The 14,322-nt window shown below is 42.6% G+C and carries 13 protein-coding genes and 1 other annotated feature; all 13 genes read right to left on the bottom strand.

The features are described 5' to 3' along the window. Positions 1-91 precede the first annotated feature (91 nt). A complete protein-coding gene (gene thrS, locus JVX94_RS01045; protein ID WP_111292676.1) occupies positions 92-2,032 on the bottom strand; it encodes a threonine--tRNA ligase in 1,941 nt (646 codons plus the stop codon). Positions 2,033-2,077: 45 nt separating this feature from the next. Further along, positions 2,078-2,325 (bottom strand) — a binding site (T-box leader). Between the two features lie 43 nt (positions 2,326-2,368). Continuing rightward, complete coding sequence (ytxC, locus tag JVX94_RS01040; protein ID WP_111292677.1) at positions 2,369-3,238, bottom strand: putative sporulation protein YtxC; 870 nt, start codon at positions 3,236-3,238, stop codon at positions 2,369-2,371. Positions 3,239-3,298: 60 nt separating this feature from the next. Then, positions 3,299-3,937, bottom strand: a complete 639-nt coding sequence (locus tag JVX94_RS01035) for a TVP38/TMEM64 family protein (RefSeq protein WP_144471338.1) — start codon at positions 3,935-3,937, stop codon at positions 3,299-3,301. A 33-nt stretch (positions 3,938-3,970) separates the two neighbouring features. Beyond that, a complete protein-coding gene (gene dnaI / locus JVX94_RS01030; protein ID WP_095409255.1) occupies positions 3,971-4,900 on the bottom strand; it encodes a primosomal protein DnaI in 930 nt (309 codons plus the stop codon). A 16-nt stretch (positions 4,901-4,916) separates the two neighbouring features. Beyond that, positions 4,917-6,341 carry a replicative helicase loading/DNA remodeling protein DnaB gene (dnaB, locus tag JVX94_RS01025; RefSeq protein ID WP_095409388.1) on the bottom strand — a complete coding sequence of 475 codons (1,425 nt, stop codon included), beginning with the start codon at positions 6,339-6,341 and terminating at the stop codon, positions 4,917-4,919. A 100-nt stretch (positions 6,342-6,441) separates the two neighbouring features. Then, the gene (gene nrdR / locus JVX94_RS01020) at positions 6,442-6,900 is read right to left on the bottom strand and encodes a transcriptional regulator NrdR (RefSeq protein WP_003216720.1); all 459 of its coding nucleotides are present in this window, start codon (positions 6,898-6,900) and stop codon (positions 6,442-6,444) included. Positions 6,901-6,904: 4 nt separating this feature from the next. Continuing rightward, positions 6,905-7,291 (bottom strand): cytosolic protein, encoded by a 387-nt coding sequence (locus JVX94_RS01015; RefSeq protein WP_205184297.1) that lies wholly within the window; start codon positions 7,289-7,291, stop codon positions 6,905-6,907. Between the two features lie 183 nt (positions 7,292-7,474). After that, positions 7,475-7,855 carry an adenosylmethionine decarboxylase gene (gene speD, locus JVX94_RS01010; protein WP_003216492.1) on the bottom strand — a complete coding sequence of 127 codons (381 nt, stop codon included), beginning with the start codon at positions 7,853-7,855 and terminating at the stop codon, positions 7,475-7,477. A gap of 236 nt (positions 7,856-8,091) precedes the next feature. Then, complete coding sequence (locus JVX94_RS01005) at positions 8,092-9,114, bottom strand: glyceraldehyde-3-phosphate dehydrogenase (protein ID WP_024425707.1); 1,023 nt, start codon at positions 9,112-9,114, stop codon at positions 8,092-8,094. A gap of 172 nt (positions 9,115-9,286) precedes the next feature. Continuing rightward, positions 9,287-9,892, bottom strand: coding sequence for a dephospho-CoA kinase (gene coaE, locus JVX94_RS01000; RefSeq protein ID WP_095409257.1), 606 nt, complete (start codon positions 9,890-9,892; stop codon positions 9,287-9,289). A gap of 13 nt (positions 9,893-9,905) precedes the next feature. Continuing rightward, complete coding sequence (ytaF, locus tag JVX94_RS00995; RefSeq protein ID WP_024425705.1) at positions 9,906-10,538, bottom strand: sporulation membrane protein YtaF; 633 nt, start codon at positions 10,536-10,538, stop codon at positions 9,906-9,908. 174 nt (positions 10,539-10,712) lie between these two features. Next, on the bottom strand, positions 10,713-11,546 hold the full coding sequence (gene mutM / locus JVX94_RS00990; protein WP_024426140.1) for a DNA-formamidopyrimidine glycosylase: 834 nt from the start codon (positions 11,544-11,546) through the stop codon (positions 10,713-10,715). A 26-nt stretch (positions 11,547-11,572) separates the two neighbouring features. Next, on the bottom strand, positions 11,573-14,212 hold the full coding sequence (polA, locus tag JVX94_RS00985; protein WP_095409258.1) for a DNA polymerase I: 2,640 nt from the start codon (positions 14,210-14,212) through the stop codon (positions 11,573-11,575). Positions 14,213-14,322 lie beyond the last annotated feature (110 nt).

Below are 14,322 nucleotides of genomic sequence, written 5' to 3'. Positions count from 1 at the left end.
AAACGTCTCTTTTTAAGAATTGGATCACTAGTGGAGGAGGTTTTCCAAAAAGAAAAAAGCCAGTGATCTCAAGAGAATCACTGGCTGCTTATTATTTTTTTGCTTCTGCTACTGCATGTTTCACAAAGGCTTCAAGATCCATTGTTTCTGAATCTTGTTCCCCGTATTTTCTTACATTGACAGCGCCATTTTCTGCTTCTTGATCTCCGACGACAAGCATGTACGGAATCTTTTGCATTTGCGCTTCTCTAATTTTGTACCCAATTTTTTCATCGCGGCTGTCAAGCTCTACACGAAGACCTTCAAGCTGCAAACGTTCTTGCACTTTTTTCGCATAGTCTAAATGAACAGACGGTGAAACTGGAATGACTTGGAATTGTACAGGTGCCAGCCATGTTGGAAGGGCTCCTTTGTACTCTTCAATTAAGAAGGCAACAAAGCGTTCCATTGTAGAAACAACGCCTCTATGAATGACAACTGGGCGATGGTGCTTTCCATCTTCTCCGATGTATGTGAGATCGAAGCGTTCTGGAAGTAAGAAATCAAGCTGTACAGTGGATAATGTCTCTTCTTTTCCAAGAGCTGTCTTCACTTGTACATCAAGCTTCGGACCATAAAATGCCGCTTCGCCTTCTGCTTCATAGTAGTCGTGACCAAGCTCGTCCATTGCATCCTTCAGCATCGATTGTGCTTTATTCCACATCGCATCGTCATCGAAATACTTCTCAGTATCTTCTGGATCACGGTAAGATAAGCGGAATGTGTAGTCATTCAAGCCAAAGTCTTGATACACTTCTTCAATTAGGCGAACTGTACGGATGAACTCGTCTTTGATCTGATCTGGACGAACAAAGATGTGTGCATCGTTTAATGTCATACCGCGAACACGCTGAAGGCCGGATAAGGCACCTGACATTTCATAGCGGTGCATTGTACCAAGCTCCGCAATACGAATTGGCAATTCGCGATAGCTGTGCGGCTCGTTTTTGTAAATCATCATATGGTGCGGACAGTTCATCGGACGAAGAACAAGATCTTCGTTGTCCATTTCCATCACTGGGAACATGTCTTCTTGATAATGCGCCCAGTGTCCTGATGTTTTATACAATTCAACATTCGCAAGAACTGGTGTGTACACATGCTCATAGCCAAGACGCACTTCTTTATCGACAATGTAACGCTCGATGACGCGGCGGATCGTTGCGCCTTTTGGCAGCCAAAGCGGAAGTCCTTGACCAACCTTTTGAGAATTCGCAAACAGTTTCAGCTCTTTTCCAAGCTTACGGTGATCGCGTTCTTTCGCTTCTTCCAGCAGACGTAAGTGCTCATTTAAATCTTCTTTGCTGAAGAAAGCTGTTCCGTAAATACGCTGAAGCATTTGGTTGTTACTGTCACCTCTCCAGTATGCACCTGCAAGGCTTAACAGTTTAAACTCTTTGATTTTCCCTGTAGACGGCAAGTGAATCCCACGGCAGAGGTCAAAGAATTCACCCTGCTCATAAATCGTTACAGCTTCACCTTCTGGAATCGCCTCTAACAGTTCAAGCTTCAATTCATCACCAATCGCTTCAAAGCGCTGTTTCGCTTCTTCTCTTGATACTTCAATTCGCTCAATTGGCAGATTGCTGTTAATGATTTTTTTCATTTCTTTTTCAATCTTTGGTAAGTCTTCAGGTGTGATGGCAACATCGATGTCCACATCGTAGTAGAAACCATTTTCGATGACAGGACCTACGCCAAACTGAACGTGATGCTCTTTTCCATACAGGCGTTTGATTGCCTGTGCTAGCAAATGTGCTGTGCTGTGGCGCATAATGTCGAGTGCTTCTTCACTTTTATCTGTGATAATCTCGATTGTTCCACTTTCTAATAGCGGCGTACGCAGATCTATTTCTTTACCGTTCAATTTACCGGCAAGTGCTTTTTTCTTTAGGCCCGGGCTAATTGATGCCGCGATGTCTTCTGTTGTAGCTGTTTTGTCAAACTCCTTGACTGCTCCATCTGGAAATGTAAGTTGAATTTGTTCTGACATCTCTGGTCACTCCTTTTTTTGGCAATATAAAAACCCCGCCCCCTGGAAAGGGACGAGGTTGAATAAACGGAATCGTGGTTCCACCCTTTTTCCCGTATTTGCAGCTTACTTTTTCATAAGCAAATACGGCTTGTGTTTCGATAACGGGAATTCCCGTCAGCCATTACTAAAAAGTTCACAGCTGATGTTCAAAGGTGGTAAAGCAAATGGTCCTCTGCTAGGAAGCTTTCAGCCGCGGCTTCCCTCTCTTTAAGCGGGTGTTCATTTGTTCATGTCCTTATCAATACGGTCTCTGTATGAAGTTACACCGTATTATAAAACGTTTTTTCGTGAAAATCAAGAAAGCTTTTCACTTTTCTTGTTGAAATGAGCATGTACAAATTGAACATTCTGCTCTTGGAATGAATGAGACGGGAACACCTCGACCCTTTCTTGAAAAATATTTTGAATGGTTTGCACCATCGAGTGACCTGTATCATTTGTAAATAGGTCAATTTTTTGCGGTGCAATAGAGACGAGCGGTGCAATCAGCTGCGAATCAATATACATTGGATGCTCTCTTACAAACTGTCTGTCTATGTATTGTTTTTGATCACGCTCAGAAGCGTAGCGAAATTCCCAAATCACCAGGCGGTCCTGATGCACAACATGTACTTTTTCGAGCCTAGGCTCTCTTGCCATCACATAGTCTCGAAGTGATTGAATGAAATTTTGATACTCTTGTTCCATTTTGTATTCTTCAATGGACACTTCAACATAGTTCTTCAGCCTTCGGTCATACTCTGACAGCCTAAATGTCATAAATGAACCAATTGAAAAAACACCTTGCTGTAAAGAAATCGCCTCAAGCTCCTTTTTTAAAAGGGCTTCTCTAGGCGGGTCTTGATGAATGCCGGGAATATCATCTAAGTCCCCATTCATGATACTGTGAGCGATGGAAAGAATTTGGTGCTGCTCTTCAGGATCTTTAAATAAATAGGTGTTTTCAAGGATGCTGCGCATGCGCTCATTTTCTTTGCATTCCAAAAAAAAGTGAACCAATAATGGCCGCACAATGTGCTCAAGTGCTTCTTCTGATCCCTTCGCCTCTATGAGAAGCCGGTCTTTCCCTTGTTGAATTGACATGTGATGCCGACTGTCCAAGTGTTCAGCAAGATGTAAAAAAGCGGCGGTATCATATTCATCTTCAAAGATTATTTCAAGCATGTTTGTCCCCCCTAACGACATCTGTTACATATATATGGGGAGAACATAAAAAATAGACGCCTAAAATAAATCAGGCATCTTTCTTTTTAAAATGAGTGGTACGGAGATAAAGATCAAATAAATCAAACAAACAACCACTAAGGCCGCATAATTGCCGCTGACAAAGCTTGAGCCGAGAACATTTAACGCAATTGTCCCCGGTATTAAGCCTAAAAAGGTGGCTGCCACAAATGCACGATAATTTGCACGCGAAGCGGCTGCCGCATAGCTGACAAAATCAAAATGAATCGGTGCAATACGCAATAACAAAATATAAAGAAATCCATGCTCCTGAATACGGGACGTCACCGCTTTCAGCTTCCGGCTGTTTGAATCCGTTTCCTTCTTTTTTGCTCGAAAGGTTGAAGCAATCATGAAGGAGCCTGTTGCCCCGGCTGTAGCTCCAATGAGGGCATAAATCGTCCCAAGGACACTGCCGAATGCCAAACCTGCTGCCAAGGAAAAGACCGTAATCGGGACGAGAACAAACGGGCGGAAAAGAGATAAAAAAAGAAAAACAAAGGGAGCCAGCATCCCAAATTGAAGCACCCAATTCTTCACATCTTTTGGCGCAAGCTGAAGATGCTGTTTGTTCAGCCACCACAGTGCAGCAGCAAGAATGCCAATCACAAGAAAAAGCAGCCATTTTCTTTTGTTCATTTCATTTGCTCCTCCTTCAGGTGACATACGCTTTTATAAATGACGGCGGTTTTCTCCTTCAAGCAACACTGGCTCTGCTAAATAGAGAATCCGTTCCATTAAACGAGCGGCTTTGACCTCTTCTTTTTCCCCACGCTGTGAGTACGTAAAGTGATGCTTCAGCTCGTTTGGTGAGAAATTAGAAGAGAAAAATGTCGGCAGCTGCTCTGCCATACGGTATTGTAAAATCGTTCCGAGCAGCTCATCCCGCACCCAGCTTGTCATCGATTCTGCACCAATATCATCAAGCATTAAAATTGGGGTGGACTTGACCATATTCAGCTTTTCTTCTAGCGTATGATCAGCTAATGAATTTTTTAACTCTCTCACAAATTCAGGCACGTAAACAAGTAGGGATGGGTATTCTTTCTCCGCTAGCTGCTGTGCAATAGCTGCCAGTATATACGTTTTTCCTACTCCAAACTTTCCGTGTAAATACAAGCCTTTTCCTTTTCCAGTCTCATCATAGCTTTGGAGGAATTGACCTACTTTTTGGATTACCTCTTGTCTTCCCACAACGTTCAGATCAGCGAACGTCGCTTGAAGGACATTTTGCGGAATATACATGCTTTTCATCAGCTCTTGCTGTTTTTTCTGTCTATCGAGCCGCAGTTTGACTGGGCAAGGCGAATATTCAATATCAATACTCTGACCTTTGATCACAAGCTTCGGGTGATACCCATCTAAAATGGCATTGACGTTTTCGTCATCTAAGCAATAAGAGCAGCCCTTCGACTGCTGCACATATTCAAAGAGCCGGTTCAAGCTGCGATTGATCATGTCTTCATGTATCTCTTCTTGATGCTTCTGTAAAAAGGCCTTCACATCTTTATCAGATAACACACTTTCTTTAATCTGATTGTATCTCACGCGAAAATCTACTCGTCCTTTTAGCTGTTCAAATGAACGACCGATCGGTTTCATCCCATCTCACCTCACCTTAATGTGCATTGTACTTTTTCATATTTTTAAACTGATCTAACAGTTTTTCTTTTTCTCGTTCGAGGTCTTCTGTAGACAGACTGTCCGTTTGCTCTTTTGCCGGCTGTTCTTTTGTTTCGGTTTCTTTCATCCAGTCAGGCAGTTTCTCTTCCCTGACGACTTTTCCTGAACCATATGTGCTGCGCTGCTTTTTCTGCTGCGCCCACTCTGTCATTTGTCTGTTTTCTTCTTTGGCAATTTTCATGGCCGCTGCTACGGTTTTGATTTTCTTTCTCACCCAATGAGCGGCGATTTTTTGCATATATGTTTTTGACAGCTTCATATCTGTTTTGAGTAATGTATAGTAGATGAGAACATTCATGACACCTGGCTCTAGCTGCTGCTCGAGCATGATATCTTCGACAATTCTTAAGTCGGCATACGTTGGCTCAATGCCATCTGCCATGTCTTTTAGCAGCTCCCTAGGAGAAATATGATCCAGCTTTTCAATCAATTTTGCATCTGGAGTATCTGCCGCCGGCGTCTTTGAAGCATCTTGGCGCAAGTGTCTTGGCTGTTTTTGATCAATCAGTTTTGGCTGTTCGCCTCTGTATTCAATTTGGTACCAGTCTCTTGCTGCTTTTCTCAGCTCTTCTGTTGAGATCATTTGATCCGAACCGCATGCACCTGCTACAATATTTTGCATTTGAAGCGGGGTGATGCCGTATACAACAGCTAACTTCTTAATTGTTTCTTTTACCTGCTTTGTCAAAGCCTTTCTTGGAATCATCATGTCAGACATTCCCGCTAACAATAGATCAAAATCAAAGGATTCGTCTGAGAGCGGTGCCGGCTGACTCGATCCAACGGTCACATATTCATAGCCTTGATCAAGCGATGACGCCTGATGAATTTCTTCTGTCATCTTGCGTTCGCCTGGCTGCAATACGTGAAACACTTCTTCAAACGAACGTGAAATGTTCTTTGCTTCTGCAGGAACACCTGGATATGAGAAATAATCACGCAGCTGCATATATTTTGCTTTTTCTACACGATGGTACAGCAGGACATTCAGCATACCATCTTGGAAAAACTCATCCGGTCTTAGCGGCGGTACAAGCTCATATGTAAACAGTCTGCCTTCTTCCGTTTCCTGTTCATATGTGCGGAGTAAGCCGATCGCTTCAAGCTTTAAACGTTCCTCAAAAATATCATTTAAATTCGTCTGCAGCATGACCATGAGCTGCCGATGAGGTGCAGGTTTCCCCCACATACGATTTTGTTCCAGCTCACCCCAAAGCGTCATGTATAAGCTGAAAGCGGACATGCCAATAAGCGGCTGATATAAAAGAGTGATGAGCTGTCTATCGATGTCACCGAGCAATGAAGCGCTTTTGACGACATACGGATCGACGGCTAGCACTTCCTTCCAATGCTCTGTCATATGCTGATCCTCCCCATGAATTGCGATTGTTTCCATTGTACACTCTTTTTACGTTTTACGCTTTACGCAGGAAAAAGAGCATGAAGAATCTCCAGCTCTTTTAGCGTTCTTTCTTTAATAGATCTTTTAATTCATCAATAAAGACATTGATATCTTTAAACTGCCGGTAAACTGAGGCAAACCTGACGTAAGACACTTCATCAATTTTCGCCAGCTCGTCCATGACCATTTCACCTACAAGCTCGCTTTTCACTTCTGACATGCCTTGATTGCGCAGTTCTTTTTCGATATTAAAGCAGACATCCTCCAGCTGCTTTAAAGCGACAGGACGCTTTTCACACGCTTTGATGAGTCCTCTCAGCATTTTTTCCCGGCTGAATTCTTCTCGAATCCCTTCTTTTTTCACCACAATCAGCGGTAATTCTTCTAATTTCTCAAACGTCGTAAAGCGATATTGGCAGCTTTCGCACTCTCTTCTACGACGGATGGATTTCCCTTCATCTACTGGTCTTGAATCAAGCACCCTTGTGCCAAGGTGCTGACATGTGGGACATTTCATTTCATCAGCTCCGATCTATTCTTGGAAGTTGTTTGTCTAGTTCATCATAAAGGGACAGAACGGTTTTTTGACTATAGCCGAAATCTGTGGGCAGAGCCGTTTCTGTTGTCACATTAAAATCGACAGCTGTTTCAAAAGGACGAATTGAAATGACAGTCGCCACGAGAAAGGCTTTTTTCGGCAATCGTATGTTTGCGCTGATTTCACCTCGTTCTGCTGAAACAGATGTCACTTGATAGGAATCGCTTCGGGAAAGCATAGCTTCCACCGCTTGAAAAACTTGTGCATTCGTCGATTTGTAGTAATGGCTTTTCAGTTCTGATACTGGATGTTCGTCAGCTGTTTCTGTATGGTTTGACATGAATCGTTTAAACTTTTGTCCTAAAATCATACACGTATCCCCTTTGCCATAATGCCTCTTTCTTTATTTTATAAAAAAAACCTTTGTTTTCCTAGAACAAAAGTATAGACAAGCTGGGGAATGTTGGATTTTTTATCAAATAAATATAAAAAGGAGCATAACACAAAGGCATTCAATGCTTTTGGCCAGCTCCCATTGCAATCTTTTTTATGTTTACAGTGCTTTGGCTTGTGCCTGTTTCACTTGTACAGGTCCCATGCCTCGAGGAATTTCGATGTTTTCTCTTGTTTCAGCACCTAATTCATCTCCGATATGATCTGCTGCAATATTCGGATCTAGGTCGCCGCAAGTATAAACATCTATGCTCGCATAACCATGTTCAGGAAAGCTGTGAATTGTCAGATGAGATTCAGAAATAATGACAACTCCACTTACTCCTTGAGGTGCAAATTTGTGAAAAGCAACCTCTCTTACCTCAGCTCCTGATTTCAAAGCTGCATTTACAAACGTTTTTTCAATAAAATCCATGTCGTTCAGTTTATCACAGTCGCATCCCCATAGCTCGGAGATAACGTGACGTCCGATTGTTTCCATCATGGACCCCCCTTTAAACAAGAATGAAAGAGTGAAGTTCTAAGCAGCCGGACCGGACATATACCACGGGGGAAAGTTAGTCCTAAGAGGTCCTAACCCTTTAAGTATACCCGAATGAGTCTGCGAACAAGAAGTTCACGAAAAATAGTATACTTTGTTTAGACCCATTTTGCAAGCTGTGTTTTTAGTGGGATTTTCTCTCATTTCTTGAAAAAGGGACGTTCATCTTCTTCATTTCAAACAGCAGACAGCTCTTTCATCTGTGCCCCGACAAACTTCACAAGGTCAACCACTCGGCATGAATAACCCCATTCATTGTCATACCATGCAAGAACTTTCACTTTTCTCCCTTCCATTACCATCGTTGTCAGTCCATCAACGACTGCTGAATAAGGATTCGTGTTAAAGTCCGTAGAGACAAGCGGCTCATCTGTGTAATCTAAAATACCGGCAAGAGATGTTTTAGATGCATTCGAGAAGGCTGCATTGACTTCTTCTGCTGTGACATCTTTTTTCAAGTCAACAACAAGATCAACCATCGACACATTGGAAACTGGTACGCGAAGTGCAAGTCCGTGCAATTTCCCTTTCATGTGCGGAAGTACTAAAGAAAGCGCTTTAGCGGCACCCGTCGTAGTTGGAATAATGGACTGAGCACATGCTCTCGCCCGGCGCAGATCCTTATGCGGGTTATCGATATTTTTTTGATCATTTGTATAAGCATGTACCGTTGTCATTAAACCATTGTCGATGCCAAATTCATCATCTAACAGTTTCACAACTGGTGCTAAACAGTTTGTTGTACAAGATGCGTTTGAAATAATGACGTGTTTTTCAGGATCAAGATCATCCTCATTGACGCCCATCACAATCGTAATGTCTTCATTTTTACCTGGAGCTGTTAGAACGACTTTTTTCGCTCCGGCATCTATATGGCCCATCGCTTGATCTTTTGAATTAAATTTACCTGTTGCTTCGATCACGATATCAATCCCAAGCTCTCCCCATGGAAGCTGCTTTGGGTCTCTATTATTGAGCAAAAGCACTCTTTTGCCATTCACAATCAAGGCGTCATCTTCTGCTGTCACATCGCATTCGTAACGTCCATGATTTGTATCATATTTAATTAAATGTGCTAGCGTTTCGGCAGGATAGCTTGCGTTCACCGCTACAATTTGAATTTGATCATCAAGCATTGCTTTTCTGAAGACCATGCGTCCAATTCTGCCAAACCCATTGATCGCTGCTTTTACCTTCATGAACAGGTCACTCCTCTATTATGTGTTATACTCAATAAATTTATTTATGAAATTAGTATATCACATTAGAATGTAATTGCCAGTATATAAACGTATATTTTCTAAAAAGGGCTGTTCTTTTCAAAGGAAATCAGAATAAAGCATAAAAAAAGAAGAGTACGTGTATGTACTCTTACTTATCTGTATGTTCCCATTCATTTAATATGTTCTGCAATTGCCTTCTGATAAAAGCAAGGTCTTGTGTGTTCTCTATCACGCGGTCTGCTTTTTTACATTTCTCCTCAAGAGGCTGCTGAGAGTGAATACGATTCAGCGCTTCTTCCTCGCTGAGGTCATTTCGATTCATGAGCCGCGATAGCTGCAATTCAGGCGTTGTATACACCACAATGATGCGGTCGACGAGACTTTCCAGCTGACTTTCAAATAAAAGCGGGATATCGAGGACAACGAAGGTTTCCTTCTGACTAACCCCTTCATCTCTCTGTTTGAGCATTTCTTTTCTCACTTCAGGATGAACAATCGCATTCAGCTGCTTTCTTTTCTCTTCATCAGAAAAAATGATGGCTCCAAGCTGCTGCCGGTTCAGCTCCCCATTTGGCAGGAGAACATCCTCACCAAAGGTTTGAACGATTTGTTGAAGAGCTGGTGTTCCTTTGGCAACCGCTTCTTTTGCAATGACATCTGCGTCCACGACCCGGATGCCCTGCTCTTTTATCATCTGGGAGACGGTGCTTTTTCCACTAGCAATCCCGCCTGTTAATCCAATGACAAGCGTCAATTGATTTCCTCCTTTACAGCTTCCACACCCCAATTAAAATGAGCAGAAGCCCTGGTAAGCATGCAAGTTTATCGATCCAGCGCCAATTTGCCAAGTAATGACCGGCACGGAGCCCGATACACACAAAGAGTGAGCTCATCACGGCCACAGTGATACTCATGACAATTGGAGAAAAGCCTAGAATCGCAGCGCCAATCCCTGCGCCAAATGCATCAATGGATAAAGCAATCCCAAGAAGCACCGCTTCTATTCCATTGATCGTCCCAGAACGGTCAATATCTGCACTTGTCGGCTTTCGCAAAATTTGAATAACAAGACCAAGCGATTGCACTTCCACATTGAGCAATGTCTTTTCATGAAGAAGCAAATCACGCTCTTTCGCTGGTTTGTAAAATTGATAAAGGACCCAAAGTCCAATGGCGATTAAAATGCCTCCACCAAGTTTATCTGTCACTGAGACAGGGAGGAATGTCGTCAGCAGGCTGCCAATCAGCATGGAAATGAGCAGCACAATCCCTGAACAGCATGCAATAATGACAATCGCTTTAAATGGAATCTTCATTTTACGAAGGCCATACGTAAAGCCTACAGAAAAGCTGTCAATGCTGACTGCAATAGCTAAAAACAGGAGCGAAATCGAAATCATACCTGAACTCTTCCTTTCTGTTCATGCAACGATGATCAAGAGTCTCTAGGCGTCCTTAGACTCTTCTTCACTATATGAAGAGCAGGTGGGCTGTGTGTCAGTCTACACCTTGCTGAAAAATGAATGTTTTTTATCGTATGCACAGCAAAAAGGAAGCATGCTGATGGCTGATTTTTATTGAGGACGTTTTTGGCAGGTCACACAAAAATGAGTGCCGCGCCCTCCGACTACTGTTTTCTCAATGATGCTTCCGCATGTTTGACAAGGCTCTCCCCGCCGGTCATACACAAGAAGCTGCAGCTGAAATGTGCCAATATCACCTTGTGAATTGATATATGAGCGAATCGTGCTTCCTCCTGCATCTACCGCCACTTGAAGTGTATCGATAATATGCCTGTGAAGCACTTTACACGATTCAAGGCTGAGCTGATTCGCTTTTGTTTCTGGATGAATGCCTGCTTTAAACAAAACCTCATCTACATAAATATTACCTAGTCCCACGACAATCTTTTGATCAAGCAGCGCTGTTTTGACCACACGGGATGTTTTTTTCAATTGCTCCCATAAATATTCCGGAGTGAATTGATCATCAAAAGGCTCATATCCCAGCTGTGAGAGCGGGAGTTCCTTTTCTTCTTCACCCGGCTGAAATAAATGCATCGTGCCAAATTTACGTACATCATGGTACCGAAGCTCAGTACCGTCTGTAAACGTAAAGACGACGTGTACATGTTTATCGTATGGCTCATGCGCTTCATGTACACGGTATTTCCCTTCCATCCTTAAATGGGAGACCATTACGTAGTGGTCTAAATGAAAGAGCAGGAACTTTCCTCTTCTTTCAATGGTTTGTATCGTTTCTCCTACCATCCTTCTTGCGAACTCTTCCGGCTCCCCAGGACGTTTGATGATATTTGGCCATTTGATATCGACCGTTTCAATCGTTTTTCCTTCGACTAACCGCTTGAGTGTGCGCCGGACGGTTTCAACTTCTGGTAATTCCGGCATGCTCCTCGCTCCTTTTTCTCTCTCTATTATTTTGCGTCGTACCAAGATGGCCCTGAAGCAAAATCAACTTTTAGCGGCACATCTAGCTGAAGTGCATTTTCCATGACTTCAGGGACAATTTTTTCAAGTATGGCAATTTCTTCTTTCGGTGCTTCGAAGATCAGTTCATCGTGCACCTGTAATAAAAGATTTGCCTGCAAGTTTTCTTCTTTTAACTTTCGCGCCATATCAATCATGGCTTTTTTAATAATATCAGCCGCACTACCTTGGATCGGTGTGTTCATGGCTGTTCGTTCGGCAAAGCTTTTGATATTAAAATTACGGCTTGTAATATCCGGGATATACCGTCTGCGTTTGAGAAGCGTCGTGACATATCCTTTTTGTTTCGCTTCCTGCACGATCTCTTCCATATAGGTTTTCACGCCTTTAAAGCTTGTTAAATAGCGTTCGATAAAGGCGGCTGCTTCTTTTCTTGTGATCCCAAGATTTTGAGATAATCCATAGTCACTGATTCCATATACAATTCCGAAGTTGACAGCCTTGGCTTGTCTTCTCATAGAGGAAGTCACTTCTTCTTCTGAGACATGGAACACGTCCATCGCTGTCTTTGTGTGAATATCCATATCTTGCGTAAACGCTTCGATCAAATTCTCGTCCTGAGAAATATGAGCGAGTACACGCAGCTCAATTTGAGAATAGTCAGCAGCAAACATGAGCCAGCCTTCTTTTGATGGAACGAATGCTTGACGAATCTTCCGTCCTTCTTCTAAACGAATCGGGATGTTTTGAAGGTTTGGATCTGTTGAGCTTAATCTTCCTGTTTGTGTGAGTGCTTGATTAAATCTTGTATGCACTTTATGGGTATCCTTGCGCGTTACTTTCATTAAGCCTTCCACATAGGTCGATTGCAGCTTTCCAATTTGGCGGTAATGCAGAATGGACCGAATGATTTCGTGCTTATCTTCAAGTTTTTCGAGAACATCCGCAGATGTCGAGTAGCCCGTCTTTGTCTTTTTAATAATCGGCAGACCTAATTTTTCAAAAAGAATCACGCCAAGCTGTTTAGGAGAATTGATGTTAAACGTTTCTCCTGCTAAGCGGTGAATGGTTTCTTCATATTCTTTCAGCTTTTTCGTTAATTCTTCACCCATCTTTTCTAGGCGCTCAAAATCTACCTTTACGCCAAGGGATTCCATTTCACCTAAGATGAGGGCAAGCGGGAGCTCTAAGTCTTCATACAGTTCAAGCTGATCATTTTTTTCTAACGCTTCAAGTGTTAAATCATGCAGAGCAGAGATCGCCGCTGCTTTTCGTCCAAGATGTTCCTTCAGTTCATCTTCAGGTGGAATCGCCTGCTTTGCTCCTTTTCCGTACACTTTTTCATCAGAAAGAGCGATGTTGAGACCGTATTCCTTCGCCACACTTGCAACGTCCTCATACGATTTCTGAGGGTTGACGACATAGGAAGCGAGCAGGACATCGTTATCGACACCTTTTAGATCGACATCATGCCATCTGAGGGCGACAACTGCTCTTTTTGAATCAAAGACCCATTTCTTCTTCGTTTCATCCTGTACCCATTGTTTAAATGCGTCTGATTGAAGCGCATCTTCTTTCGTGATAAAAAACGCACCGTTTTCATTATGAATCGCAAAACCGATCAAATCCGCTTCATGATAATTATCTCCTAGCTGTTCTACCACAAGGGCGGCATGATCTGTCAGCATCTCATCCGTTACATCCGTCATTTTTTTCACTTCTAATGCTTCTACTTCGACCTGTTCACCTGTTTCTGGTGCTTCTCCTAGACGCTCTAGGAGCGTTTGAAAGCCTAGTTCTTTATAAAGAGAGATCACTTGATCCATATGAGGGCCTTCATATGCGAGATCCTTGCTTGATACATCAATTGGCGCTTCTACAAGAATCGTTGCGAGTTTTTTACTCATCACCGCTTGATCTTTATATTCTTCAAGCTTTTCTTTTAGCTTTTTCCCGCTCACTTCGTCAATATGTTCAAGCAGATTTTCAACCGTTTCAAACTGCTTTAATAATTTAATCGCTGTTTTTTCACCTACACCTGGCACCCCTGGAATATTATCTGAGGAATCTCCCATCAAGCCTTTCATATCGATGATTTGATCTGGGCGCAGTCCATATTTCTCTTCAATATGAGCCGGTGTGTAATATTCTACTTCTGTAATGCCTTTTTTCGTAATCGCCACCGTCGTATGGTCTGTTGAGAGCTGCGTTAAGTCCTTATCTCCTGAGAAAATTTTGACTTCAAAGCCGTCTTTTTCTGCCTCCACAGCCAATGTCCCGATAATATCGTCAGCCTCGTATTGAGGAAGCTCGTACCTTTTTACCTGATAGGCATCTAATAGTTCACGGATGAACGGCATTTGTTCTGATAGCTCTGGCGGCGTTTTTTGTCTTCCGCCTTTATATTCTTTAAATGTCTCGTGGCGGAACGTTGTTTTTCCCGCATCAAATGCAACGAGCATATGGGTTGGCTTCTCGTCCTCGAGCATCTTCATTAAAATCATTGCAAAGCCGTAAATGGCGTTTGTATGAACGCCTTTATCATTTGATAATAGCGGCAAAGCAAAAAAGGCTCGGTAAGCGAGACTGTTTCCATCCACTAGTACTAATTTCTTTTTGTCTGTCATGTTTTAATCCTCCATCGGCTGAGCCATTTCAGCCGTCTCTTTCACACATTGTATCATCATTTTATCAAAGTTTATTTTGAAAAGAAAATAGTCGAACCTGCATAAAAAAG

This window comes from Bacillus sp. PDNC022 (assembly GCF_016919285.1).
Lineage (GTDB): Bacteria > Bacillota > Bacilli > Bacillales > Bacillaceae > Bacillus > Bacillus safensis.
This window is presented reverse-complemented; position numbering and strand designations above follow the sequence as displayed.

Excerpts from the sequence above, each read along its gene's own strand:
- thrS (WP_111292676.1), bottom strand. The coding sequence starts at position 2,032 with ATGTCAGAACAAATTCAACTTACATTTCCAGATGGAGCAGTCAAGGAG.
- ytxC (WP_111292677.1), bottom strand. The coding sequence starts at position 3,238 with ATGCTTGAAATAATCTTTGAAGATGAATATGATACCGCCGCTTTTTTA.
- JVX94_RS01035 (WP_144471338.1), bottom strand. The coding sequence starts at position 3,937 with ATGAACAAAAGAAAATGGCTGCTTTTTCTTGTGATTGGCATTCTTGCT.
- dnaI (WP_095409255.1), bottom strand. The coding sequence starts at position 4,900 with ATGAAACCGATCGGTCGTTCATTTGAACAGCTAAAAGGACGAGTAGAT.
- dnaB (WP_095409388.1), bottom strand. The coding sequence starts at position 6,341 with ATGACAGAGCATTGGAAGGAAGTGCTAGCCGTCGATCCGTATGTCGTC.
- nrdR (WP_003216720.1), bottom strand. The coding sequence starts at position 6,900 with ATGAAATGTCCCACATGTCAGCACCTTGGCACAAGGGTGCTTGATTCA.
- JVX94_RS01015 (WP_205184297.1), bottom strand. The coding sequence starts at position 7,291 with ATGATTTTAGGACAAAAGTTTAAACGATTCATGTCAAACCATACAGAA.
- speD (WP_003216492.1), bottom strand. The coding sequence starts at position 7,855 with ATGGAAACAATCGGACGTCACGTTATCTCCGAGCTATGGGGATGCGAC.
- JVX94_RS01005 (WP_024425707.1), bottom strand. The coding sequence starts at position 9,114 with ATGAAGGTAAAAGCAGCGATCAATGGGTTTGGCAGAATTGGACGCATG.
- ytaF (WP_024425705.1), bottom strand. The coding sequence starts at position 10,538 with ATGATTTCGATTTCGCTCCTGTTTTTAGCTATTGCAGTCAGCATTGAC.
- mutM (WP_024426140.1), bottom strand. The coding sequence starts at position 11,546 with ATGCCGGAATTACCAGAAGTTGAAACCGTCCGGCGCACACTCAAGCGG.
- polA (WP_095409258.1), bottom strand. The coding sequence starts at position 14,212 with ATGACAGACAAAAAGAAATTAGTACTAGTGGATGGAAACAGTCTCGCT.